The organism is Burkholderia sp. Tr-20390, assembly GCF_017104595.1.
Lineage (GTDB): Bacteria > Pseudomonadota > Gammaproteobacteria > Burkholderiales > Burkholderiaceae > Burkholderia.
Map to the genome: position 1 here is coordinate 35,877 of NZ_JAAGPC010000001.1, position 23,326 is coordinate 59,202.

Sequence of the window (23,326 nt, forward strand, 5' to 3'; positions counted from 1 at the left end):
AGTACATCGAACACGGGCCTCGTTATTCTCCTGACTCGTATCGGGAGCGCGGCACCAGCGCTGTTGACCCTCGTCCTGACGGTCTTCGCATTCATTGGCGTGATCATGGTCGGGACGGCCATAAAAGGGTTTCATGATCTGACCGCATATGGCACCTACGGCCACGGTGGGTATCAGCACCGGACCAACGGCGGCCTGCTGTGGCGCTTGTTCATCGGGACTGTCCTTACATCGCTACCCATTGCGATCGGTGTACTAGGAAACTCGGTTTTTGGCACGGATGTCGCCACCGGCCTGATGGCATATCAGACCGGTGGAATGTCGGCGGTGCAACGGGCCGCGCTCGATGGGATCTTCAAGCTGTTTGGCCTCTTAGGTGTGATGTCGTTCGGTCATGGCTGGCTCGAACTCAATAAGCACAAATCCGGCATGTCGAACGGGTCGGTGCGAGCTCCGCTGGTATGGATAGGTGCTGGGCTTGGCTTGATCTACCTGCCGCAGGTCCTGAAGGTCATCGCGTGGGCAACTGGAATTGATGTGATCAACGTGCTTTTGTTTTAAGTGATACCACTCGCTAAGGAGAACGAAATTGAAAAACTTGATGGACATTCGCTACAAAGTCGCTGCGACATTGACCATCGCAATGCTGTCGGCCGTCGCCCGCGCGGATCAGCAATTCGATCTGACGAACATCTCGGGAACGAGCGGTGCGGGATCGGCCGACATCACGCAAGCGGTCAACAAATACAAGGGGTACCTGCAGAGCTTAATCACCCTCGTTCTGCTCTTCTTCGCAGCAAGCGGGGTTGTCCTCTGTGGCATCAGCATCAAGAAGGTGTACGAGGCGAACAAGGACAATCGTGAGCCGCCGAAGGTTGCAGTCATCGGTATCGTCGTCGGTGCCGCAATGACGATCGTCACCGTCATCATCGGCATTCTCCGCAATTCCGCGACCCCGACGTAAGCGTAGGGCACCGGCCGATGTTCAAGCGAGTGTTGCCGGAGCTGATCATCTCCGCCAAACGTAAAGTTTGGCGGATGAATGACCACGCCGGGGAAGATGCGGACAAAGCTTTTCAGCAGGTACGGCGCGCGATTCTGGACGCGTGTGGGAATGAGTGTGCGTTCTGTCAGCATACCTCGTCGAAGTATCAGGAAGTGCACCACGGCGACGACGATCACGCCAACAATTCGCGCGAAAATCTGTTCGGGACCTGCCCGCTCTGCCATCAGGTGTTTCACCTCGGACTGGCCGGGATGCGGGACGGCGGCCAGATCATCTATATGCCTGAAATGTCGCAGGCTGAGCTCAACCAATTAGTGATGCACATCTGGATCATCGATTCGACAAACGAATTGATCAAATCCGGCCCGAGCCCGTTCGCTGACACGAACGAGCGGCAGATCTTCGAGCGAGTCCATAGCGCGGCCACAAAGCTCCGTGGCTATCTCGAAAACAGACGCGCTCCGGTGTTGATGCGCATCGGCGGCTATGTCAAAGACAACAAGGCGCTGGACTTCGAGCCGACACTGAGCCAGATCACCCCGTCGCTCTTCGCGAACGTCCTCATGCAACTGGACGATGAGACATTCGAGAAGCGCGGTGAGGCGTTGGGTGGCCTCAGATTGCTGCCGAAGCCGGAACGGTTCGGTGAACGGATCAAGCATTGGCGCGACGAGGCAAACAAGATTCTGCCCGTCTGGCGCTGGACCAAGATTTTGCCCGAGGAGAGTATCCGCGAGCTCGTTCTCGGGTGCGTGAAGCGCGTCGATGAGGCAAACGCTCGACTCGCAAATGCGGAGTGAATATGCAATACGGAGTCGTGCTCTTCGACGATGAAGTGCGGAAATCGTCGACGAACAAGAAGCGCGTCGCCAGCGGCGCGTCAGTCTCGATCGATGGTGCGCCGTCTCGGCGTATCGTGTCGGTCAGCGAACTCGAGTCGAATGTGAAGTGGCTGACGAACTTCGGGTTTACCGATTTCAACGCAAACGGACTCGGACGCAACCCGAACTTCTACTTCAGTGGTTTTCTCCGTACCGAGTTGAAGGCGATCGCCGAAGAGATCGGTGCAGGCGACGAGCAGCTCGCCGCAGACAATGCAGCTGAAGTGCTCTCGGCGCTGTTTGGCCGAGTGATGCGAATCGCTACAGAACGCCTCGGCGTCGATCTCAAGACGAACAGCATTTCGACGAAAGGCCTAGCGGATTTCATCGCTGCCCGTGTAGTGAACAAAAACAAGATTCCGGATGAGATCAACGCCGCGTTGAATCACGCATATCAGACATACACGTCGGTGATGACGCGGGTTCCGCGAGACTGGAAGAAAGTCGTCCTCCGGCGTCCGCGCCACATTCACGCAATGGATGTACTCAGTACACCAGTGCCGAGCGAGCACCAATGGGTGTATGTGCAAAACGCGCGCCTGCCCGCAGGAAATTCCGACCGAATCGACTGGTGTTTGGGCAATGAACTGCCGGTTCTGGCAAACGTAGTCGTGAAACCTCGGCGCGGAGAGTACGCGAACCTCATCAGCTACAACGCGGGGGCCGCGAACGCACGTTCGTGGGTATGCCAACCGGAGCTGATGATGCTTGCGCAATTCTGCGACGTTGAGGTAATCGGCGCCTTTGTATGTGAAGCCGGGTTCGAAGCACAGAAGGAGCTGGAGTCATTTCCTGATTTCGGCGACTTCTCCCTTGCGTCGTATTCGCTCGGCCTGATTGCAGAGAACTTCTGGGTATCGATGGCGAGCCCTCGTACCAGCCCAACCAATCAGAAATTTTTTCCGCCGCGCGCGATCTGGTACCGGGCTATCGATCGCCTGTCGATGTTCATGCACGCGGTCAAGCTTCAGCGCGAGCGCTATCAGGTCTTTGCATACGGCCTCGGTAACACCACGGTGTACTACCCGCCCGGAGCCACGAAGGACGTTGTGGACTTCGCTGTTCTCGAGGGGCTCGATATACCGGCGGCGACGTACGCCGATATCAAAACGGAGATGCGCCTCAATGCTGACGAATGACGACGAGTATGCGGGCGATCCGAATGCGCCAACTGAAAACCAAATGCGACTGAAGCGGGTCGAGACCGCAATTCGTCGTCGCGGCTCGTGCCATTTGTTGATGCAGCTCGACGGCATCACCTTCATCGCGGACCGAGCTCAGCAGATGCTCGCGCTGAAGAATTTGAAATCCGAACTCGAATCCTGACCGGGGGCCTCACATGGGAATGCGCGCCGCATTTGCGGAAACACTGGATTCGGTTGCATCGTCGTTGATGGGCCTGCTGAAGTTCCACATCAATGATTATTGCGATCTCGAGACAACGCATGGCAATGCGCTAGTCGCTCGAGACGGATCCATGGGGACGGTCCTCCGCTATGACGGATTTCGCTCCCTGTTGGGAAAAAGCGAGTTCAAGGGCATGGCCGACGAGCTCGCGAACAGCATGGAGCACTTCTTTTCGAATCGTGGCCACCAGATGCAGGTGGTTTTCATGCGCGAAGAGGATCCCGACGATGAGGTGATGCGCTATCTCCAGCCGATGTACGAAACGGCGGAGACGTTGCACATGAACATCTCCGACATTCTCGACGAGAAGCGTGAAGTGCATCGCCGCTTGTGTATGGACGAAAAGGTGTACTTCGTCCTCTGGACGCGCCAGACGGTGCTCGATCCGACCGAAGTAAAAATCGGTCGAGAAGAGGCTCGCGAGTTTGCGACGCGATACAAGACGCCGGGTCTGAGGAGCGCACAGGACATCTTCCGACCAAATCGCTTTCTGATTGATCGACACGAGTCTTTCGTCGAAAAGGTTGTCGACGACATGCGCCGACTGCGCTGCTCGGTCAGCGTGATGCCGATTCATGACGCATTCTGCGAAATGAAGCGGTACTTCTACAAGACGACACCGATCTCGTGGAAACCGGTGTTGGTCGGCGACCCCGTGATGGTGCGGTGGAAAAACAACCGCAAACTTCACGACGCCAGCGAACTTCTCTATCCTCGGCTGGACGATCAGCTATTCAACGCACCAGCCGTCAACGGCAACCGCAAGAAGGTAGGTGGCCTTACAGATACCAGCGCTGTTCGTATCGGCGGTAGGGTGTTTTCGCCCGTAGTGATGAAGCTGGGTCCGAATCGACCCAAGCCGTTCGCGGAGTTGTTTCGCGCGATGAACAAGGCAACGACGACCGACGAAAATGGGAAGGTCAGTTCCGTTCCGTGGTCGATCAGCTTCAACATCGAAGGTGATGGGCTGTCGACGATCTTGCTCCGCAAGATCTTCGCCACACTCCTCGGGCGACTGTCCTCAGACAATAGAAACTTGTCGTCGTCTGCGCGAGTGCTCGAGCGATATCGCGAAAACAACAACCAGTCTGTCGTGAAATTTCAGGTGACGATGGTTACGTGGGCGGACCACGGCGACGACCGGCAACTCATGATCCGTCGATCCAAGATGGTTCGTGCCTTTGAGGGTTGGGGGAACGTTGTCCCGCAAGAGGAGCGAGGAGATGCGCTCGCGGTGCTGGCTGGCGCGGCACCGGGTGTAACGCTTCAGTCGGTGGCACCGGCTGCAGCGCCGCCGCTCCATGACGTTGCCTATATGTTGCCGCTGACGCGTCCCGGCAGCCCCTTCCTGAAAGGAACGAGCCTCTTTCGCTCGCTGGACGGGAAAGCGCTGCCCTACGAGATCTTCTCGTCGGAGCAAAACACGTGGCTGACTCTGCTCTTTGGCGGTCCGGGTAACGGCAAGTCGGTGTTGGCGAATCGCCTGAACCTCGAGATGAGTCTGCTGCCGGGCCTGAAGCGACTCCCGTATATCGGTGTCATCGATATCGGCATTTCGTCCACTGGCTTCATCTCGCTCGTGAAAGATTCTTTGCCGGACCACATGAAGCACCTTGCGGTCTACGTGCGCCTGCAGAATCGCGAGGACTACGGGATCAACCAGTTCGACACGCAGCTCGGCATGCGCTTTCCGCTTGCACGCGAGCGCGAGCAGATGAAGAACTTTCTCGTTGCCCTCGCCACACCTGCAAACCGGGGCAAGCCGCACGATTACATGGACGATTTTGCCGGCCGCGTGATCGATCTCGCATATCGAAAACTGTCGGATCAGGACGATCGCGGCCAACCAACGAAGTTTGTACCGAACCTCAATCGTGAATTGCGCAAGCGCATCGATGATGCGGGGATCGAGTACACGGAAGACGTCACGACTTGGTGGGACATCGTCGATAAGCTGTTCGAGCTCGGCATGGTGTATGAAGCGTCGATCGCGCAGCGCTACGCAGTGCCTACGCTGAGCACAATCGTCGAGGCGGCAGCCGATCCGAGGCTCGCATCTGAATTTGCTACAAGCGCAGAGAATGCCAACGTCGCGAGTGTCGTCGCCGAGTTCAACCTCCTGATTAAAACCGCCATCGGTGACTTCCCGCTGTTCCGTGGTGTCACCAAATTCGATTTGGGCGAGTCGCGCATTCTGGCCATCGACCTTCAGGACGTTGTTCAGACCGGTAGCGACGGCGCGAAGAAGAAGGCATCGTTGATGTACATGGTCGCGCTGAACGTGATCATGCGCCGCATCTCAATCATCAGGGAAGACCTTGATGACCCGAACATGCCGCCCCTGTATCGACGGTATCACGCAACCCGCGCCGAGCAGCTTGCGGAGGACTTCAAACGGCTGTTTGTCGACGAGTATCACAAGACCGGTGACAACCCGAATCTGCGCGAAGCATTCCTGATCTTCGGGCGAGAGTCGCGTAAGTGGCTACTCGAGATCATGCTCGCGAGCCAGCTGCCGGACGACTTCCGGGAGCTCGCACAAATCGCGACAAGCGTGATCATCCTCGATCAGGGCAATGAGCAGACGCGGAAGAAAATCGCGGACATCTTCGGCCTGTCGTCAGTCGAGGTGGGCGCTCTCAAAGCGTACGTCAACGGCCCGGAGCCGGGCGTTGGCGCGACCTTCTTGGCGAAAATCAAGACCAAAGGCGGAGAGATGTCACAGCTCTTTACGGCTTCCAGCGGCGGTATTGAACTTTGGGGGTTGTCGACTACAGGCGAGGACCGAAAGTTGAGATCGCTGCTCTACGACGAAATGCCGGGGCCGCAGGCTCGGGCAGTTCTGAAGGCTGAGTTTCCTAGTGGCAGCTGCAAGAAATTCATCGACGCCGAGAAAGCCCGGACAAAGGAAGAGCGTGGGGCGAGCTTCATCGAGGAGGATGCGGAGAATACCGTCATTGAATCGACGGCTAAGCGCCTCATCGCGAAATGGAAAAGGCAGGCCGCTCAGGTTGCCGAAGAAGCGCTGAACTAAGGACGCGGAGCGATGGCGGAAACCAAACAGCGCGGTGTCGATCGATCTGAGGAGCTGGAGAGCTCCCAGATCCGGCCGGATACACGTCCACTTCTCACGAAGGCGCGGACCTATTTTTCGTCGACTGACGGTGTCGTCTCAGCGATGCTCTGGTTGCAGGGCATTGCGCTGTTGACCGTGCTCGTGCCGATGTCCGGCGAGATCGTCGTCGTTGCGTCATGGCTGTTCTATCAGCTTTACGTCAACCCGGGCCACAACGATCCCAAACGCAAGATTCCCGGTACGAGTCGTATCGCCGGGAAGTTTCGCATCTATGACTTTCCCTACCGCGTACCGTTTTCAGCGAAGCGGTTCGATGGGTCGTACGCGATTCCAAGGTTGGGGAACGGGATCACGTACCTCGGCAAGGAGATATCGTCGAAGCTCGAGATCTGGAGCTCGGATTCGGACCTCAGAACACACATGCTTGTTCTGGGTACGACCGGTAGTGGTAAGACGGAGCTGTTGCTCGGCTTGGTTTTCAATGCGCTGATCCAGAATTCCGGTTTCATTTATACCGATGGTAAGGGCGATGTTGCGCTCTGGAACAATGTCTTCAGGCTTGCTCGCTACCTCGGGCGCGAATGCGACCTGCTGCTGATCAACTTCCTCACTTCCGGGCGCGACTTTCTCGACAAGCAGGTCGATCGTACGACCAACACGATGAATCCGTTCGCACTGGGTTCCTCGGGGATGTTGATCGAGCTGATCATCTCGCTGATGGACGACTCTGGTGGTGGCGGGGATATGTGGAAGGGGCGTGCTATTGCGTTTGTCGCAGGCCTGACCCGTGTTCTTTGCTTTCTGCGCGATCGCGGGTACATCTTGCTCGACTCGAACAAGTTCATCGAGTACTTCGAGCTGCCGGTGATCGAGCAGATCGTATGGGACAAGAAGATCACGATCGATGGTAAGGAAATTCAGATCAAGGATCCGCTTTTCGACAAGGTCCTTGAGCCGCTGAAGGCCTTCATTCTGACCTTGCCGGGTTACACGCAAGATAAGAAGGGCAAGCAGGAGCAGAAGACGCTCGAGCAGCATGGCTTCATCACGATGCAGCTGACGCGTTTGTTCGGCGACCTTAGCTTTACGTACGGATATATTTTCCAGACGTTGCTCGGCGAGGTCGATATGTACGACGTCGTCATCAATCGTCGAATTCTGGCAGTGCTGTTGCCGGCACTCGAACGTGCGCCCGATTCGCTAAAGATGCTCGGGAAGCTGATTGTTGGTGCCATCAAGCAGATGATGGCCGGCTGTCTGGGGAATCGCGTCGAGGGATCGGTTCGCGAGATCGTGAAGGCGCGTCCGACTAACGCCGCTGTACCGTTCTACGTCGTACTTGACGAGTACGGCTACTACGCTGTTTTGGGATTTGCTGTAGCCCCGGCGCAGGCCAGATCACTCGGTTTCCCGCAGCCGTTGCACGCGATGGTGCGCATGGCCGACGGATCGACACGAAGAATGTCCGAGATGCGGGTTGGCGATCAGATTCTCTCCCCGGACGGTACGACTGTTCGAGTCGGGCAAGTGCTGGACTATGAGGAGCTGCCGATCTCCCGGCTTACGCTGGAAAGTGGTCGTACAGTGGATGCGGCTCGCGTGCATCACTGGCCGGTGCGCGTGATGTACCAACAGCTCCGAGTACTGACAACGCAAGAAATTGAGGTGTTGGTCAAGTCGGGGGCGACGGTCGAGCTGTCGATCGCGGGCGGCGACGAGCTGAGCTGGGAAGTGGTGTCGGAGATCGCGCTTATGGGGAGCCAGCCCGCACGGTGTCTGGTTGTCGATGACGAGTTGCATTGCTACATGACGGACCACGATATCGTCACGCACAACTGCATCACGTTCGCGGCGCAGGACTTCTCCAGCCTGCAAAAGGCATCGAAAGAAGAGGCTGATGCGACGTGGGAAAACACCAACGTTCGTTGCGTCGGAAAGATCACGTCAGGCGAGAAGTCGGAGACTTGGGATCGCATCCGGGGGGTGGCTGGTGAGACGCTTGTCTACGAAAATGGTGCGAAGGAGCATAACGCCAACAGCATGTTCAAGTGGTCCACGAACATGGACGCACGTGTCAACCGCGTGAAGCGGCTCGAGTACGACGATCTCGCGCAGCAAGAGAACGGCGAGTTCACTTTCCTGATTGGCAAGAAGAACTCGCAGTCGTCCGGCGGCGTCCGGGTGATTCGCGCACGGACTTTCTTCACGCAAGTGGACGAGGCGCCTGCTGAGATTCGAATCAATCACTTCCTGAAGGTGGAGCCGCCCAAGGCAGGCTATGGTGAGCAGGACCTCGAGCGGCTGGATCAGCTCGAGAAGCTGCTCGGCAAGATGATGGCCGACGGTTCGCTCGCTAAGGCGTTCCCGAATCAGCCGGAGGCTATGCTGCCGGCGAAGCAGCCGTTCTACAAGATGAGCATGTTCATGCGGGAGGCCAAGGAGAAGCACAGCCTGTCGCTTCCTGAGGCTTGGCGCGTTGCGTTTGTTTGCGACGATCAAGAGATGAAGGTCGTTGCGGGCGCGGCAGCGCTTGCATCAGTCCCGGCAACAGCCGATAGCGAGTTGCTTGCAAGCGGTGCAATTGCGGCTGCGGCGGTGATCTCGACAGTCTCGGCAGAAGAGGACAGCGGAGACGTGGCTGTCCTCGTTGGCGAGGGTCCCGAAGAGCCGGCGTTCGAGATGGACCCGTCGTTCGAGATGCCGGTCGATATTGGTGGATCGACTGGAGCTGCCTCTCTTCTGGGCCTTGAGCCGATCTCGCTAGAGCCGGACATGGATCCGTTCTCGCTCGACGTGGGCGGGGCAGATCAAGCTGGAAAACCGGCGGGCGGTGGCGCTGGTGACTCCGAGACGGGTGAGGCCGAGGGCGGACGCGAGGGTGGTACTTCTAGCGGCGGCTCAGCGGGCGGTATGGGTATGGCGTTGAAGCCGATTCCGATTGCGGCCGATACGCCGACGGTGACGGGCCCGCTTGACCCGAAAACGCAGGTCACCGATTTCCTCGACGGGTATGACTTCGGCCGGAGTGTTGAGCAGGGGGCAGATACGGCCGGCGACGCTGCCGGGGTATCCGGTACCGAAGAGCCGCAGACGCGTGTTAGCGCACTGACATTCCGCGTCTTGGGGCAGGCCGAGGAGCCGAACGAGATCCAGTCGTACTTGGCGGACGCGATCGAGACAACACGCATTGCGCTTGGTACGTCTCGAGACTCGCTCGAGAACAAGGCCGCCGCCCAGCGCGGCGTGCAGGAACTCGAGCGTGTGACCAGCTACGTCGAGGGTGTTACACCCGGAGCTGCGACGCTGGAAGACTGGGATGCCACGATTGAGGATCTGGAAAGCGCAGCTGACGCGAATCCGCCGAACTGGCTGTAGAGCGATTCAAAAAGAAATATTTCTTTGAATCGAATTGTGGATGATGTGCCGAAAAGCACTATAATCGGCACATCGCTACGAGGTGTTGATATGAATGTCACGGATGCGGCGGGCTTCCTCGCCGAATACGGATCTCGATTTACGAATGATGCGGTGCGCGCATGGTGCTGGGGAGATGACGATGCCATTTTCGGCAAGCGCGAAGCGTGGTCAGTCGGGCACGCATCGACGGTCGAGGCGATCGCGTCGGTCGACCTGAGCGAGAACCAGCTGCAGCTCACCATTACCGAGCGAGACGTTGCTACTTCCACCGAAGGCAGCGACACGCACACGGTGTTCGACGTGCTGCTCGACTTTGACGAGCAGACCCTGACGGTCGATGGCGAAGCGCTGTTGTGCTCGCACGAGGCTGTACTCGAAGCAATCGAACAATTCAATCGTCGAGCCTGAACAGATGGGGCTCTTCCAGCGCGCTCGTCGCTTCGCGGTACGCGAGGTGTCCTATATCGCCGGCTACCAGCATGTTGCAGCTGGATGGAAGGCGGTGCGGCACAACTGGGATAACGCGACAAAGCGAGGGTGCCCCGCGTGCCGGAGGGGAACTCTCTATGCGTTCTACGAGGTCGTGGACGGCAGGCGGTTCGATGCGCTCGGCTGTAATCGGTGTGAGCACTTTGAATTTGTCGCCGACGAATCGAATGCGGAAGCGATGAGTGTCCTGCGCGAGTCAGCACATGCGGTTCTGAACGATGTCGAGTTCCGCGATTCACGCATGCGGCAGCTTCAGCGAACGAGTCGACTGTACTTCGGCCTGTCGGCGCTCTGCATTGCGCTGTCCGTCGTTGCGCTATGTCTCAAGAGTTCATTGTTCTTCACGGCAATGATGGTCGCCGTGCTGCTTTTCTTGAGAGGGGTGATTTCGAGTTACCGCTACTGGCAGTTGCGTGAGAACAGGTTGTTCGTGCCCGGTTCACTAAGAGTCTGGATCAAAACAGGAGCATGGTTCGTATGATCGAGCTGGATTGCAAGGCCGAATTGGTGTTGCGCCGGTTCGGCGGGGATTGCTTGACGGGCAAGGACCTTGCCGCAATCCGTTCGTCGGTGCTGGACATCACGCAAGAGCAGTTGGCGATCGAATGGGGCATCTCGCGCACCCTCGTTTCACGCATGGAAAGTACGCCGAATCCGGACCAGCGGACCTGCGATCAATATCGGGGGCTGCTGATGAGGGCGTTTTTCTTCAAGAATTTTGCGAAGGGTGGTGACCATGATTCTCTCGCTACACGAAGTCGAGACGGCGATCAATCGCTGTCGGGACGCCAACCCGCCGGTGAGGATGCGGCTCAGTACGCCGCTTAGCCAGATGGCCGAGGTGTACGGTCTCATGCTGTTTCGTAGTGCTAGCGAGATCGATGTGACGCCCTTCGGGGGCGAGGTCGTGGATCTCTACCGCAAGTGGCTTGCGACGTGAACTACTACGACGTCGAGCAGTATCGACCCGCCACGATCGAGTGTGTACTGCAGTCCGCCGTGCGCTATCAAGTGCCGGCGGACGTCCTTCTCGCGATTGGACAGCACGAGGCCGGGGAAGAAGGTAGCGCGATTCGTAACGGCAATGGGACATTCGATCTCGGCAGGGCCGGCATCAATACCATCCACGTGAATGACCTCGCGCGCTACGGCGTGCCGCCCGAGACGGCGATCCACTACCTCCGCTTCGACGGCTGCTTCAACTACGCGATGGCGGCGTACCTCCTGCGTCGTCAGCTTGTCGGTTGCGGACAGTCGTACTGGACATGTGTCGCGAACTACCACTCGCGCACGCCGCGATTCAACGCGGTCTATCAGCAAAAAATCATCCCGCTCGCGAGGCAATGGGCGGCCTACCTTCGAGAGCATTACCGAGTAAAGGGATTCGAACGTTGAGAAAGAAACTGATGACGCTGGTGGCGGCTCTCGTCGCCACGCACGCACTTGCGGAAGGGGTGTCGGTTCCGCAGGGTGTCGAGCTTCCTGCATTTTTCACGACGAACAAGTTCAAGGTGCTGGAGTACCGGAAGGGTCCCGGCGGCCTGAACGCATGGAGCGTCGAGCGCAATGGGGCCCAGACCGTTCTGTACACGACAGCTGACAACAAGGTGCTGATGTCCGGTGTGCTGTGGGACGCAAAGTCGGGTGCCAATCTGTCCGACGCATTCCTCGCGCCGAGCATGATCAAACCGGCGGTCGCGCAGTCGACGGATACGGCGGGCGCGTTTCAGCGAGCGACGGCTGCAGGCGCTTCGACGCCGATTGCGGCCGTCGCGAAGTTGCGCGGTGTAAAGGAGGGGAAGGGTAGCGTCGAAAGGACGATCTACATCCTCTTCGATCCGCGATGCCCGCACTGCAAGAACGTTTTCCGCGACACGCGCGATTTCGTTCGGAGCGGTGGCTCCATCAAGTGGATTCCGACGACGGTGTTGGGGCGGGATCAAATGGGTGAGGCGATGGTCGCCGATATCCTCCAGTCACCCAATCCGATCGAGGCGATGGGTCGTGTCGAAAGCGGCGGCTTCCGCCAGCCGGCGAAAATCGAGCAGTCGACCCGCGACGCGATCCGGGACAACGAAGAGTATTTCTGGGCGGCGTTCGACAACAATAAAGGCGCTGGCGCGCCGGGCGTTCCGGTGGCGTTTTTCCAAACCCCGGACGGCGCGCCTCAGATGGTCGGAAGTCTCGACAATCGCGAGCTGTTGGCTCGCATTTTCAAGGACATGAGCAAATGACGATCGCACTGGCAAAGTTCGATATTCTTCCCCTGCAAGGGGTAGCGGGGCTGTCGCTGACCGTGCGCCTGAACACGTCGGGCTGGACCCTGCCCGAAGGCGTGCGTGTCCGGTCGCAGATCGCGAAGCTGTCGTGTACCGAGCTCGAGCAGACCTCGATCGAAGTCGTCAACGAAAACGAAGGGGGCTTCGATGTGTATGTCATCGCTGGCGAAAGCTCCGGCGACAACCGCGCACTGGTCTCGCGTGTGAGCCTCAATTTGGCAACCGGCGCGGCCGAGCGGGAACGCACGATCGCGGATATCACCGACGCGCTGCAGGAAGGCTACCAGAGCGCTGTCTTCGATGCGATCGGCAAGTTGCATGAGCAGCAGATTGCCGGCGGTATGCAGTATGTCGTCGGCGCGCAAGCTGCAGCGGCCCGTTCGGCTCTCGGCGTGGATCCGACCGCAGTCGGGGCGGGCGTGCGCCGCTGGGTGAGTCCGGGGCGCTTGGCTTTCGCGGCGGTCATGCTGGTGGCTGCAGCGATGGCCGGCTACGGAATCTATGCGAAGACGCGCCCGCCTGAGGATCCGATTTCCGCAGCGCTGTCGGGCCCGGACGCGCAGGCGCGAATGAATGCAATGATCGCCGGGGCACTGAAGCAGCCGCTCGGCGCCGCAGTGAATCCTCAGGCCGGGATTCTCCAAGGTCAGAGCGTGACGCTCGAAACGCTCAAGGCCATGGGGCTCGATCCGGGCAAGGCCAATACCGGCTGTCTGGTTGGGGTCAAGCCTTGACCGCGCGCGGCGCTTTCTTCCTCAAGCATTCCCTGCCTTCGGGCGACGTCCTGTTGTCCGTCGCAGAGCTCCAGCTCATCCGCGAGCAGGCCCGCACGTTGCTCGATCGGTGGATCAAAGAAGGCGAGGGGGAGCTCTCCATTGCCTATGGCGCCTATCTGCCGCAGATCGGGGTGGGGTTGCCACTGGCAGAGAGGGACATCGCCGACGCGGTAGGGCACGGGCTGGGGTTTGTGTTTGGGGGCATCGTCCAGACACTGCAACTCGTCGACATCGACCTGCGACCGAGCGCCGGCTCGGTCGGCCGGATCCCGTTTGCTGCGCTTGTCAGGGCACCCGATGAGCCGTCGAGGCTCTTGCGGAATCAGCAGACGATGCTCGCTGCATTCCTTCGCTACAGCAACCTCGACCCGGCGACCAACATTCTCAACCGGCCCGGGGTGTTCGCAATGCAGATGTTCTCTCCCGCGCTATCGGCCAGCGAAGCACCGAACTGGACCGGAAAAATCAATGAGAAGCAGCTGCGCCGGAGCGCGCGCTGGGTTCGGTAGCGACTCGTGATGGATCCCTTCGTACCCGTGCAACTGACCCTCCTGTCGGTCGACCTCGAAATTGAATGGGAGCGAGGGCCGATCGAGCGGCGGGCGCGCGAAATCCACGCGAAAGTTGACTTGCCTGACTGGAAGCTGCCAGAGACGTGTCGGGGCCTTGAACGGATTTTGGACGCGGCGATAGCTGGCGGAAAAGATCCGCGACAAGCAGTCGCACACCTCGATGCCGAAATTTTGCGAATTTTTACGTGAAATTTGCTGGTATACGCGACCTCATGCAGAACATCACAAATCGTTTCGTATCATGTAGAATGCAAAAACAAATATCAGTGTGATGCGAAATCGATGCCAACTCCTATCAGTAAGCACCGGGACTTGGATGAAGTCCAGCTGCGGGCCATGATCAACCATGCGGCGAAGTCATATCCGTTTCTCGACGCGACGTCCGAAGATTCCGTGTACGCATTGGCGCGGCTCATGATTGACGTCGACTATGTCGTCGACCGTATGACGACGCCGGTTCGCGCGTCGTTGGAGTTCCTCCGCAGCCTTGCGGACGAGCGGATTGGCCCCGGAGCGCGAATCGCTGAGCGCGACTTCGTGTTCGTTGTCAAGATGTTCGGTCTGAAGATTCGAAACAAGGGTGGCTTGCTCGAGTTCTTGCCGCGTAACGAGTGGATCAAAGAAGGGGACGGCGACAAACCTGCGATCGAGGTGACGATCAACGACCAGACGCAGGCGAAGACGGTCGAGTTCGAGATCTCTGACGTTCAAAGGCACCGGAAGATTCATTCCCGGCGGATCGAGGCCGCTTATAACCGACTGGTTCGGCTGCATCGCGATACGCAACTGGCGTTGATCTTCGTCTCGCTGGTCAATAGCGGAAAGACCATCGGTGAAGCGAAGGATGAGCTTCGAAACAACAACGATGTGAAGGATCACGAGTACAACCGCATTCGCGAGCGAGCGCTGGAACTCGGGATCTTCGACCGGACGCGCAAGCGCACCCGGACCCAAGGTCGCGTTACGCTGGATCCGGACGTCATGGCCTTTGTGGAGGAAGAGGCGGCAGCGTCGCAGGGTGGGCGCATGCACCGACGCACGCCGACGCAGATGGTGAATGAAATGCTGCGTGACCTCCATCTGCTCGTGAAGAAGAAGCCGCTGATCCCGGCGCCGAAGGCTCAGCGCGGCAAGGCTGCCAGCGGAGAGTGACGGGGCGCGTATAGGCGTGCCCGTTGGGAGGTAGCGTGCGCAATCTGGTGATTGTCGAGGCCGCAGGGAAAATCGATTCCCTGCGTTCCTCGCTCAAGGCAATCGGCTTCTCCGCCGAAGTGATTGCGACTGTCGGGCATGTGGCGGACAACCCTCGTTCGCTCAATCCGATTTGCCTCGATTCAGATCTTCGCGAGACTGCCTACGATTTTCGTGAAGATCGTCTGGCTCTGCTCGAAAAGATCCAGCGAGCAGCATTCAACGCCGACCGTATCTTCATTGCGACCGATGACGACCACGAAGGCGACGTCATCGCGCATGATGTCGCGCGGTATCTCTCAGATTTCCGTGACAGGCTCTGTCGGGTCCGATTGCGAGCAATCACGGAGGTGGAGCTGAAAGAGTCTTTCGGTGGACCACTGTCGCGTGATTTCGATGTGCCTGCGTGGCATGGAATCTGTCGGAGAATCGTGGACCGCGCTATTGGCGCCGCGTTCACGCAAGTAGACGGATCCGCGACGATACCAGTCGGACGCGTGCAGAGCTCGCTGCTCGCTAGCCTCAATGTCGAACCTCCTGTCATCGGGCAGTACCACGTACCTCTCAAGCTGAGCGATGGGGCAGTCTATTGGGCGGCGATCCCAATCTCGACCGATGAAGATCTCGATCGTGCGATGGAGATCGAGAGGCTTGCGGCCAAAGCGAAGGTGAGGCTTCTCGAAGCCGTGGAACTGGATGCTCCATGCGCCAGCCCTTGGGGTTACGAGGACATCGTTGCAGAGGCCGCACTCCGGCTGCACATCGGCATTGACGACGCAGCGATGGTGTTTCAAGAGGCCTACGAGCGCGGTCTTGTAAGTTATCCTCGCGTGCGCGCTGGTGCGTACACAGCCGACGCCGTCGAGATCGCTGCAGCTATCGCGTCGCACAACGGTTGCGTTTTTGATTCGGGGCGGCTTCCGTTGCGGAGTACGGCCGACGATGCTCGACGCGCGCACGAATGTCCTCGGCCGGTACACGACGATTTACTGCTCGGGCGGCCGATGGGAGTGCTGGATAACCCAGAGGCGCTAGCGGTGTTGGTTGCTCGAAATGTCGTCGCGTGTGGCCAGACCGTCAAACAACGGCGCGTGAAAGCGATCGCCGATGATCAGATTCTGATGTTTGAGCGTGACCTCGCGCGCCCCAAGCGACCTTGGAAGTACGTCGAGCGCCGCGCCGGATACTCGCCCGTGCCTCGCCCCGTAGCGTTGCTGCAATACATGGCGAACGCGGAGCTCGGGAAGCCGAGCACGGCCGTCGCACACGTCTCGAAGTTCCTCCAGCGCGGGTTGATTGAGGAGGGCGGTCTCGGGTTCCGGCTGAATCATCGTGGCGAGCGTTGGCTCGCTCACGCAGCGGCGCTCGGCTTCAAACCGGAGACTTCGAGTCAAATGGAGCGGGCGATTGAGTCGCCTATGCTAGATCCCCACGAGCGAGTGCGCGAAGTGCTGCGGCAGCATGGATTGCTGGACCAGATCAAGCGTGCGACCACGGCAGCACAGACAACGGCGGCCTTGGACGAGTCAGTGCCGGAGCCGTTTTGAAAGACTACTTGAGAAGACGATATGACCATCGAACGACTTACTCCCGGTGACATTGTTGAGATGCGCGATTCCGTCATGGGCGGCCTGAAGCTTGGGCTTGTCGACGACACCGGCCTTGGCTACTTCGACATTCATGGAGAGAACGAACTGCCGAAGCTGATTCACAGCGAGCTCCAACCGCGCACGCTTGGGGCCGTCGAATCGTGGCTTCGGGACCTCGAGCCGGCGTTTGCCGAGGCCCTGTCCGTGGCGTGGCTCGAGATGGTCAACAAGCGTGTGGACGTCCTGACGATCGCGCGAGCGCTGCGCGCCGGGATCGAGCAGCAGATCACGGTAGTGGAACTCCTCGAGCGGGCAGGCAGGGAGGCTACCGACCGAATTCTCGCGGGACGGGAGGCGGTCAAATCAGCGCTGCCGCACGATTGACGCGGTTTCGTTCCCAGAGAGATAGCCCGGCGTGAGCCGGGCTTTTTTTATCAACCGACAGTTACTATTTGGTCACGACATCTCAAAAACGTCAGTTATTCGCTTGCTTCGGGGTAAACGTGCGCCAAAGTGATATAAAATAAAACATGAAACTTATTCAACGGACGCACTATGAACACGTTCATCGACGGACTTTCGCGAATCGCGCGCAAGGTGGCAAATGACTACGAAGCCCGGGGTGGGAAGTTGCTTCGGGACGGCGAGAGCCTCGACGCCGAGGAACTGGCGGCGCCCGACGGTGGATTGGGCGCGCTGCTGTGGATGACGGGCGAGTTTGTCTCGGACTTTGCTGTGGATTTTGCCACGCTCAGTCTGGAGCGGAGCGAGCGTGCGTCATCGGGGTATCGCTTGGCATCAGTTGTAACGAATAAGCCGGGCTGGGACGAAGTGGTCGCGCTGGCATTTTCAGACTTCCTGCGCAATGAAGTCATGGGGCCGACCGTCGAGTCAGTCGACTTCGGTCCTCTCTTCGAGAACTTTGGTGAATGGGTAAAAGATCTCGGCCACGAGCGGTTGATTACGGTCCAGATGGTTGCGGTCGAGGCCCGTAGGCCCGAATAAGTTAAGATCGCTGCGCACAATTGGAGCTAAAAACAAATATGTTATTTGTGCGAGTGTTGATCAAAACAACATAAAAAGGCCAAAATAAGCTATTTATTTTTGCTTGTGTGTCTGCTGCATGCTAAAAATGCACCTAGATCGCTAGTGCGTTCAGTGAATGAATGCGGAGGGCGGTCGATTCTGTCTGATCGACGATTCTTAGGAGCAAGTCATGCAACTGAACGCACTGAGCGCGAACGGCGCAGCCAAGAAGAAGCGCAAGGAAGTGCCGAAGAATGTGGTCATCCGGCTCGACCGGATCGTGAACGAACCGGACAAGCCGGCCGTCTTCCACGGCATGGTCGTCGACACCAACGAGCCGGTTCGCATCCGCATGATGACCGTGGACGAAGGCGCGCTCGCCAACGCGCGCAACGGCGAACTGCTCGACGCAGCTCGGGCTCGCATCGAGAGCCAATACGTCGGCACGGGCGAGAAGCATCGTCCGCGCCCGTCGGAAATCGGCAACGAGAAGAGCAAGGTCTACTGCGCCAAGGGCGGCCTGCTGATGTTCACGAAAGTGTTGCCGGCCGAAGACGGCCTGCTCAAGGCGCACTGGGTCGAAACGTTCGAAAGCGGCCCGGGCGTTGCGTGCCAGAAGGTGCGCGCGAACATCGCAGTCGGTGAAATCCGCGACCGCGAAAACAAGGAACGCGTCATTTCGTCGTTCGTGTACGCGGACGTCATCAAGCCGGAAGCTGCGGTCATTCTCAACGCCGATAACGCGCAGGACTTCCTGCTCGAGTCGTTCTCGAATCGCGGCGAGGACAACTCCGTGCGCAAGCCGTTCGTGCTGATGCGCCTCGTCGGCGACGGTGGCAACGTGATCACCGATCTGCCCGAAATGCGCGTCGGCGCGGCCGTGGTCGAAGATTCGATTCGCGACCACGACGCCGGCATCGACAAGAAAGTCTATCGTCCGGCAGCGGCCGACGAAACGCTCAAGCACATCATGAACCCGGAAAACGTCGACCGGGATGCGATGATCATGCGTGCGGTCCTCTACGGCCTGTCGGACCAGCCGGGCTACCCGGACTACAGCAAGGTCGAGAACGAGCACATGCGTGCCGACCTGAACATGATCGTCGACAACGTGCGCAGCGGCGCGGTCACCGCCGAAGTGATCCCGGGCGAGCGGATCTCCGCCGGTCCGGCAACGAAGGCGAGCTTCCTCAAGCAGGCGCAGAACGAGAAGCATCCGCTGCACCAGTATCGCGGCACGCAATTCATCCCGACGATCGAAGACGGCAAGGAAGTCCGCAAGCAGCGTGATCACCTGAAGTTCTACTTCGACACGTACATCACGAGCAAGGTCGGCGCGGGTGATTATCTCTACTTCGTGAAGGCCGCCCCGGCCGATCTGTTCCCGACGAAGCAGTCGCTGTACACGCTCGACACCGCGAACGACCACAAGGCCACGGCTGAAGCCTCGCGCGAGCGCGTCAGCACGGCGGCCTCCGAGCTGGTCGACACGACGGGCGAAGCATTCGATCCGGATGCGCTGAGCAACGTCGACGGCGAGCTGGCGGCCTCGGTCGATGCCGTCGACCTCGAGATGCAATAAACACGTCTCGTGCCTTCCGTTCCCCGGAACGGAATTTAAAGCCGCCTCCCCCGGGCGGCTTTTTTTCTGCCATCGGCTGCTGCTTGGTGCGTTGTGAAGGGCGTCGGTTTACAGCTACGGCGCCGTACCGAGCTACCAAAGATGCTTTCCAAACCAACACTCCTCGGAGGATCCCTACTATGGACGTACGCCAGACCAAAAGCGCTCTTGCAAGCGACGAAGTGCTCGAAGCGCTTGTGGCGCTCGGAGAAGACCCGAAGGCGAGTCGTGTCGAGCAAGTTCGCGCGTTGATCGAATCTGCCTCGTTGCAGGCTGGCGAGCGCGCAGACGTGGTCCGCCGTGCTGTCGACGAAGCTCGGAATCGAGTTGACGCCACGCCGACAACGTTTCGAGATGTCGTGCCAGAACCGAGAACCGGAGTCGAGATCGATACCTATGGGCCGGACGGCATTCGAGTGCAATCGAAATCGCGTTGGTTAGTTGGCGAGTGGCAGCACGCGTGGTCGTGGAACAACGACGGTCGGGCAGAAGCCAATTGCCGCATTGTCGTCGATATCGCAAACGAAAAATTGACTGCAGCTCAGGTGGCGGATCGCGGCCAGTGGGCGAACGCAACTGTAGATCAGCAAAAGGATCTGGCAGCTTCACTGTTTATTGAGCACAAGGTGTGCGCCGATCCGAAAGCATACGACCTGCTCGAGCTCGAGCGGCTCCCGAAATGGGCGGCGGCCATGATAGGAGGAGGCGAAACTCCGTCATATCGAGACGGTGAGGTCATCGGTTTCGATCGACATGGCACCGCTATCGAGTGGAGCGCGGGGGCGGATATGCCCGTCGAATCCGGCATGACACGAGACATGATCCTCTTGGCTAAGCGTTCGGCAATGGGACGCTTCTTCTTCGTTCCCAGTGCTGAGGATGACGATGACGGATTCGATCGGCTGATGTCGATGCAGTCGATCGACGATATCGCGGCGGCGTCGAGCGATCCGAATGGCTGGGGGCACATCTTCCTTGCGGACCACTGGCAGGGGCATCAGCTGACGAATATCCAGAAGTGGGTCTTCAAGGATGCGGCGCGCTTGATCGCAACGATGTGCGGCGTATCGCCGGGTGCGGCGATCGAACACGTCCAGAAGCACCGGACGAGCCATGCGCCCAACCACAATCGAACGCGGATAGAGGACTGGGACATCTCATTCTCGCCGACAGTCAATCCTGCGTCGCTGGATAGTGTCGAGCAGCACGTGAATACGTCGACACCGTCGTTCGAGATGTAACGAAGCGTATTGCAGGATTCAAGACAAGTCAGGCTAATTGGTGGGCGAGCCACCGCAACGATAGGAGAACATTCATGACGCAAGCGACGAATGACCCGCAGCGCACGCCCACATCGGCCGCGCAAACGGATGATGACTTCGTTTCGCATTTCGGCTCTTGGCGAGAAGCGTTGATCATCGCCCGCGACCGCGCACGTGTGGTCCCGCCGGATCTGGACGATAAGAGCTACTGGGAACGCGAGATTCGTGCGTATGACGAGGCGTTCGCCGCCTACTCGCCGAGTGCGATCCCGGACGACTTCCGTACACATCACTCCGCGTGGCGCGAAGGGCTCGCAATTGCTCGCGACTGGAGCGTTGTACAGCCGCCGGATGTTGATGATCGCGCATACTGGGAGCATGAACTGAAGGCATATGACCGCGCGTTCGCCGCGATTGGGATCAAGCCGGTTCAGGAGCTTCCCGCAATCGGCATTGCGACGGGCAACGTGGCTGGCGCGCCGGTCGTGATGCTTGAAGATGGGTATAACGGACACGCGGTGCAGTTCGATGCTAATCCAGTCGAGATCGACGGCGAGAGTGTGAAGCTTCGTTGTGTCGAGCCGGGCAAAGAGTACATGACGGCGTGGAGATCGGCAGAGGTTTTGCGGGATGCAATTGAGTCCCAAGAGGCAGCTCGGGGCGCGAGCCGTGATTGGATACGCGAGGTCGCACGGAACGTGCTGAAGCAGTACGCCGGTGTGGAGCGAGTGTCGAATCTGTACGATAGCGATCAAAAATTCTCGGGGGCACTCCTCGACCTCGCGGGAGCGGATTTCGAATACCCAGATTTCGCGCATCTCTCAGTTGCCGACGCCGTGAAGAAGGCCACTCGACTGGGTGGACCACCTGTGGCGAAGCCGGATCAGTCGCCCAGCCTCGGCATTTGACATCAGAAAGCTCAATAAAGCCGCTCGAGCACCCTGAGGGGTAGCTCTGGCGGCATCGCTCAGAAAATCAAGAAGTTTCAATAATGAGTAAACCTAATAAATCACATATTTCCGATGAGGCCATTGCTGGCGCGCTGACAGAACTCGGGGAGGATGTAAGCGTCGAGCGTGTCCGGCACGTGCAATCTAGGTTGGAAGGCATGGGGCGCCTCGACAGTGCCGATGGCGACGCATTTAGGGCTGCTGTCGACGTCGCTCGCAACGCTCCGGATGGCTATCCAACTCAAGATCGACAGAGCCACGACGATGCGATACTCGAAAAGTACATCAAGATGTCGGCGGACTCGGTTGCTTCTCTCAGGAAAGACGATGTCTTCCGCGTGCTCGATGGCATCGCGAAAGAGAACGTCGATGGCGTAACGCGGGCTGAACTGGCTTCGTACATCACGAACATGCGTCCGGATCTCGAAGACGAGGTCCGAGAGGTCATGACAGAAGAGTTCCTTGCTGATAGCTGGTCGGCAACAAGCGCCATGCCGGCGCCGCACGCTCGTCGTGCACTGGACCTTGGTGCTTCAGCTCGGCTGGCAATTCCGGGGACCACGTCCAAAGAATCGGTGCTCGCTCGTCTTCCGGGGGTGTGGGATGACGTGGGCGGAGGCTTCTATGTGAAGCGATACCAGAACACTGCCGATTTTCTCGAGGCCAACGTTCTGAGCGACGGAGTGTTGCGGCTTCAGGCCAAGGTCGTCGGTGGGGTCGGCGGATTCATGAATGCAGTTCAATGTGTGCTGGAGAAGCGAGTTGATCCGCGCGACGCCACGGACATTCCGTCTACTGTAGAGGCTCTCGAGGGCGCTTTGGCGCGTAGTGGGAATCCGGAGAGGATGGAGGTCCCGGCCATCGATATCGCAGATGCGCAGGCTGCAGGGTTCCGCGTGGAATTTGGAGCAGAGGACTACCCAGACGAAGCGCTGCGTGGGCGTTGGTGGTGGACGATCACCCAGCCGGGGTGGTCTGGTATCGAAGCCAGTGAGGCGAACTTCGCAGCCGAGAATGAGGCATGGGCGGACGCGATTCGCGCGCTGCGGGAAGATCCAGCATTGACGTCGACAGCTGACGCGGGCGAGCGAGGGATGGCCCAGACCGACGGAAAGCTCCACCCTGATATCAACGGTCGCAGCTTTCCGTCGCGGTGGGGCGAGTCTCCGTCACCGGATATGTAATCAGCCGACGTGCGTTCGGATCGCCGCGCATCCTCATGAGGGATGCGCGGCTTTTTTTTCGTCTCTCGGGCACTGAAGAATGGCACGCAGCAGCCGATCAGCAGCCGGAGATCGACTCTGGTCGCGCTTTGTCCTAAGATACTCGATGAGTATATTTTGGGGGGGCGCGTGAAGAAGGATCTTCCGCAAGGACAACAGGACTTTCTGCGGCATGCCATGGACGTGCTTGGGATGACGCGTGAGGAGTTCGCCGAGCGCATTGGTGCAAAGAAGCGGGCGCTTGATAACTGGTTGCTGCCGTCGAGTTCGGCGGAACATCGGGCTATGCCGGACATGGCGTGGAAGTTTATCCGGGAGATTCTTAGCCACCTCGAACAAAAGCCTTGACTATACTCACTGAGTATATAAAATGAGCATATACTCAATGAGGATATGACATGAGCGATGATGCTTACTGCTTGTACTTGGTCCGCCGGGCGTTGGCTCGCAGCGATGCAGAACTGCGCGGATACCGCGCGGTATACGAGGTCCGAGCCCGCCAGCTGGCCCAACGCATTATTTCGAGCGGCTTTGCCTCCTGCTAATGCTGGCAAAGGATGG

The 23,326-nt window shown here is 58.8% G+C and carries 24 protein-coding genes; all 24 read left to right on the forward strand.

What is annotated here, in order from left to right; translation table 11 throughout:
- Window positions 1-63: 63 nt before the first annotated feature.
- The 24 genes from G3N98_RS00200 (at window position 64) to G3N98_RS00320 (ending at window position 23,113) form a co-directional block, all read left to right on the forward strand.
- Window positions 64-561, forward strand: coding sequence for a hypothetical protein (locus G3N98_RS00200; protein ID WP_241025633.1), 498 nt, complete (start codon window positions 64-66; stop codon window positions 559-561).
- 28 nt (window positions 562-589) lie between these two features.
- On the forward strand, window positions 590-964 hold the full coding sequence (locus G3N98_RS00205) for a hypothetical protein (RefSeq protein WP_206146727.1): 375 nt from the start codon (window positions 590-592) through the stop codon (window positions 962-964).
- Window positions 965-981: 17 nt separating this feature from the next.
- Window positions 982-1,806 (forward strand): HNH endonuclease, encoded by an 825-nt coding sequence (locus tag G3N98_RS00210; RefSeq protein WP_206146728.1) that lies wholly within the window; start codon window positions 982-984, stop codon window positions 1,804-1,806.
- Window positions 1,807-1,808: 2 nt separating this feature from the next.
- Window positions 1,809-3,026: a hypothetical protein gene (locus G3N98_RS00215; protein ID WP_206146729.1), complete on the forward strand. Its 1,218-nt coding sequence runs from the start codon at window positions 1,809-1,811 to the stop codon at window positions 3,024-3,026.
- Window positions 3,013-3,213, forward strand: coding sequence for a hypothetical protein (locus tag G3N98_RS00220; RefSeq protein WP_206146730.1), 201 nt, complete (start codon window positions 3,013-3,015; stop codon window positions 3,211-3,213). Before G3N98_RS00215 ends, G3N98_RS00220 begins: the two co-directional genes overlap by 14 nt.
- A 13-nt stretch (window positions 3,214-3,226) precedes the next feature.
- Entirely contained in the window at window positions 3,227-6,328 is a 3,102-nt protein-coding gene (locus tag G3N98_RS00225) for an IcmB protein (protein WP_206146731.1), read from the forward strand.
- 12 nt (window positions 6,329-6,340) lie between these two features.
- Window positions 6,341-9,745 (forward strand): hypothetical protein, encoded by a 3,405-nt coding sequence (locus tag G3N98_RS00230; protein ID WP_241025634.1) that lies wholly within the window; start codon window positions 6,341-6,343, stop codon window positions 9,743-9,745.
- 90 nt (window positions 9,746-9,835) lie between these two features.
- Window positions 9,836-10,195, forward strand: coding sequence for a hypothetical protein (locus G3N98_RS00235; protein WP_206146732.1), 360 nt, complete (start codon window positions 9,836-9,838; stop codon window positions 10,193-10,195).
- A 4-nt stretch (window positions 10,196-10,199) separates the two neighbouring features.
- Window positions 10,200-10,757, forward strand: coding sequence for a hypothetical protein (locus G3N98_RS00240; protein ID WP_206146733.1), 558 nt, complete (start codon window positions 10,200-10,202; stop codon window positions 10,755-10,757).
- Window positions 10,754-11,104, forward strand: coding sequence for an XRE family transcriptional regulator (locus G3N98_RS00245; protein WP_206146734.1), 351 nt, complete (start codon window positions 10,754-10,756; stop codon window positions 11,102-11,104). Before G3N98_RS00240 ends, G3N98_RS00245 begins: the two co-directional genes overlap by 4 nt.
- A gap of 108 nt (window positions 11,105-11,212) precedes the next feature.
- Window positions 11,213-11,671, forward strand: coding sequence for a transglycosylase SLT domain-containing protein (locus tag G3N98_RS00255; protein ID WP_206146736.1), 459 nt, complete (start codon window positions 11,213-11,215; stop codon window positions 11,669-11,671).
- Entirely contained in the window at window positions 11,668-12,510 is an 843-nt protein-coding gene (locus tag G3N98_RS00260; RefSeq protein ID WP_206146737.1) for a DsbC family protein, read from the forward strand. Before G3N98_RS00255 ends, G3N98_RS00260 begins: the two co-directional genes overlap by 4 nt.
- Entirely contained in the window at window positions 12,507-13,289 is a 783-nt protein-coding gene (locus G3N98_RS00265) for a hypothetical protein (RefSeq protein ID WP_206146738.1), read from the forward strand. The genes G3N98_RS00260 and G3N98_RS00265 overlap by 4 nt, the downstream gene beginning before the upstream one ends.
- Entirely contained in the window at window positions 13,286-13,840 is a 555-nt protein-coding gene (locus G3N98_RS00270; protein ID WP_206146739.1) for a hypothetical protein, read from the forward strand. Before G3N98_RS00265 ends, G3N98_RS00270 begins: the two co-directional genes overlap by 4 nt.
- 27 nt (window positions 13,841-13,867) lie before the next feature.
- Window positions 13,868-14,092 carry a hypothetical protein gene (locus tag G3N98_RS00275; RefSeq protein ID WP_206146740.1) on the forward strand — a complete coding sequence of 75 codons (225 nt, stop codon included), beginning with the start codon at window positions 13,868-13,870 and terminating at the stop codon, window positions 14,090-14,092.
- A gap of 123 nt (window positions 14,093-14,215) precedes the next feature.
- A complete protein-coding gene (locus G3N98_RS00280; RefSeq protein ID WP_241025635.1) occupies window positions 14,216-15,055 on the forward strand; it encodes a hypothetical protein in 840 nt (279 codons plus the stop codon).
- A gap of 35 nt (window positions 15,056-15,090) precedes the next feature.
- Window positions 15,091-16,641, forward strand: coding sequence for a DNA topoisomerase (locus G3N98_RS00285; protein WP_206146742.1), 1,551 nt, complete (start codon window positions 15,091-15,093; stop codon window positions 16,639-16,641).
- Between the two features lie 21 nt (window positions 16,642-16,662).
- Entirely contained in the window at window positions 16,663-17,067 is a 405-nt protein-coding gene (locus G3N98_RS00290; protein ID WP_206146743.1) for a hypothetical protein, read from the forward strand.
- A gap of 171 nt (window positions 17,068-17,238) precedes the next feature.
- Window positions 17,239-17,688 (forward strand): hypothetical protein, encoded by a 450-nt coding sequence (locus G3N98_RS00295; RefSeq protein ID WP_206146744.1) that lies wholly within the window; start codon window positions 17,239-17,241, stop codon window positions 17,686-17,688.
- Window positions 17,689-17,899: 211 nt separating this feature from the next.
- Complete coding sequence (locus G3N98_RS00300) at window positions 17,900-19,291, forward strand: hypothetical protein (RefSeq protein ID WP_206146745.1); 1,392 nt, start codon at window positions 17,900-17,902, stop codon at window positions 19,289-19,291.
- Between the two features lie 179 nt (window positions 19,292-19,470).
- Window positions 19,471-20,571 carry a hypothetical protein gene (locus G3N98_RS00305; protein WP_241025636.1) on the forward strand — a complete coding sequence of 367 codons (1,101 nt, stop codon included), beginning with the start codon at window positions 19,471-19,473 and terminating at the stop codon, window positions 20,569-20,571.
- A gap of 74 nt (window positions 20,572-20,645) precedes the next feature.
- Complete coding sequence (locus G3N98_RS00310) at window positions 20,646-21,500, forward strand: hypothetical protein (protein ID WP_206146746.1); 855 nt, start codon at window positions 20,646-20,648, stop codon at window positions 21,498-21,500.
- 83 nt (window positions 21,501-21,583) lie between these two features.
- Window positions 21,584-22,726 (forward strand): hypothetical protein, encoded by a 1,143-nt coding sequence (locus G3N98_RS00315; protein ID WP_206146747.1) that lies wholly within the window; start codon window positions 21,584-21,586, stop codon window positions 22,724-22,726.
- A 168-nt stretch (window positions 22,727-22,894) separates the two neighbouring features.
- Entirely contained in the window at window positions 22,895-23,113 is a 219-nt protein-coding gene (locus G3N98_RS00320) for a transcriptional regulator (RefSeq protein ID WP_206146748.1), read from the forward strand.
- Window positions 23,114-23,326 lie beyond the last annotated feature (213 nt).

Coding starts and splice junctions, on each gene's coding strand:
- G3N98_RS00210 (WP_206146728.1), top strand. CDS start 982: ATGTTCAAGCGAGTGTTGCCGGAGCTGATCATCTCCGCCAAACGTAAA.
- G3N98_RS00215 (WP_206146729.1), top strand. CDS start 1,809: ATGCAATACGGAGTCGTGCTCTTCGACGATGAAGTGCGGAAATCGTCG.
- G3N98_RS00220 (WP_206146730.1), top strand. CDS start 3,013: ATGCTGACGAATGACGACGAGTATGCGGGCGATCCGAATGCGCCAACT.
- G3N98_RS00225 (WP_206146731.1), top strand. CDS start 3,227: ATGGGAATGCGCGCCGCATTTGCGGAAACACTGGATTCGGTTGCATCG.
- G3N98_RS00230 (WP_241025634.1), top strand. CDS start 6,341: ATGGCGGAAACCAAACAGCGCGGTGTCGATCGATCTGAGGAGCTGGAG.
- G3N98_RS00235 (WP_206146732.1), top strand. CDS start 9,836: ATGAATGTCACGGATGCGGCGGGCTTCCTCGCCGAATACGGATCTCGA.
- G3N98_RS00240 (WP_206146733.1), top strand. CDS start 10,200: ATGGGGCTCTTCCAGCGCGCTCGTCGCTTCGCGGTACGCGAGGTGTCC.
- G3N98_RS00245 (WP_206146734.1), top strand. CDS start 10,754: ATGATCGAGCTGGATTGCAAGGCCGAATTGGTGTTGCGCCGGTTCGGC.
- G3N98_RS00265 (WP_206146738.1), top strand. CDS start 12,507: ATGACGATCGCACTGGCAAAGTTCGATATTCTTCCCCTGCAAGGGGTA.
- G3N98_RS00290 (WP_206146743.1), top strand. CDS start 16,663: ATGACCATCGAACGACTTACTCCCGGTGACATTGTTGAGATGCGCGAT.
- G3N98_RS00295 (WP_206146744.1), top strand. CDS start 17,239: ATGAACACGTTCATCGACGGACTTTCGCGAATCGCGCGCAAGGTGGCA.
- G3N98_RS00300 (WP_206146745.1), top strand. CDS start 17,900: ATGCAACTGAACGCACTGAGCGCGAACGGCGCAGCCAAGAAGAAGCGC.
- G3N98_RS00305 (WP_241025636.1), top strand. CDS start 19,471: ATGGACGTACGCCAGACCAAAAGCGCTCTTGCAAGCGACGAAGTGCTC.
- G3N98_RS00310 (WP_206146746.1), top strand. CDS start 20,646: ATGACGCAAGCGACGAATGACCCGCAGCGCACGCCCACATCGGCCGCG.
- G3N98_RS00315 (WP_206146747.1), top strand. CDS start 21,584: ATGAGTAAACCTAATAAATCACATATTTCCGATGAGGCCATTGCTGGC.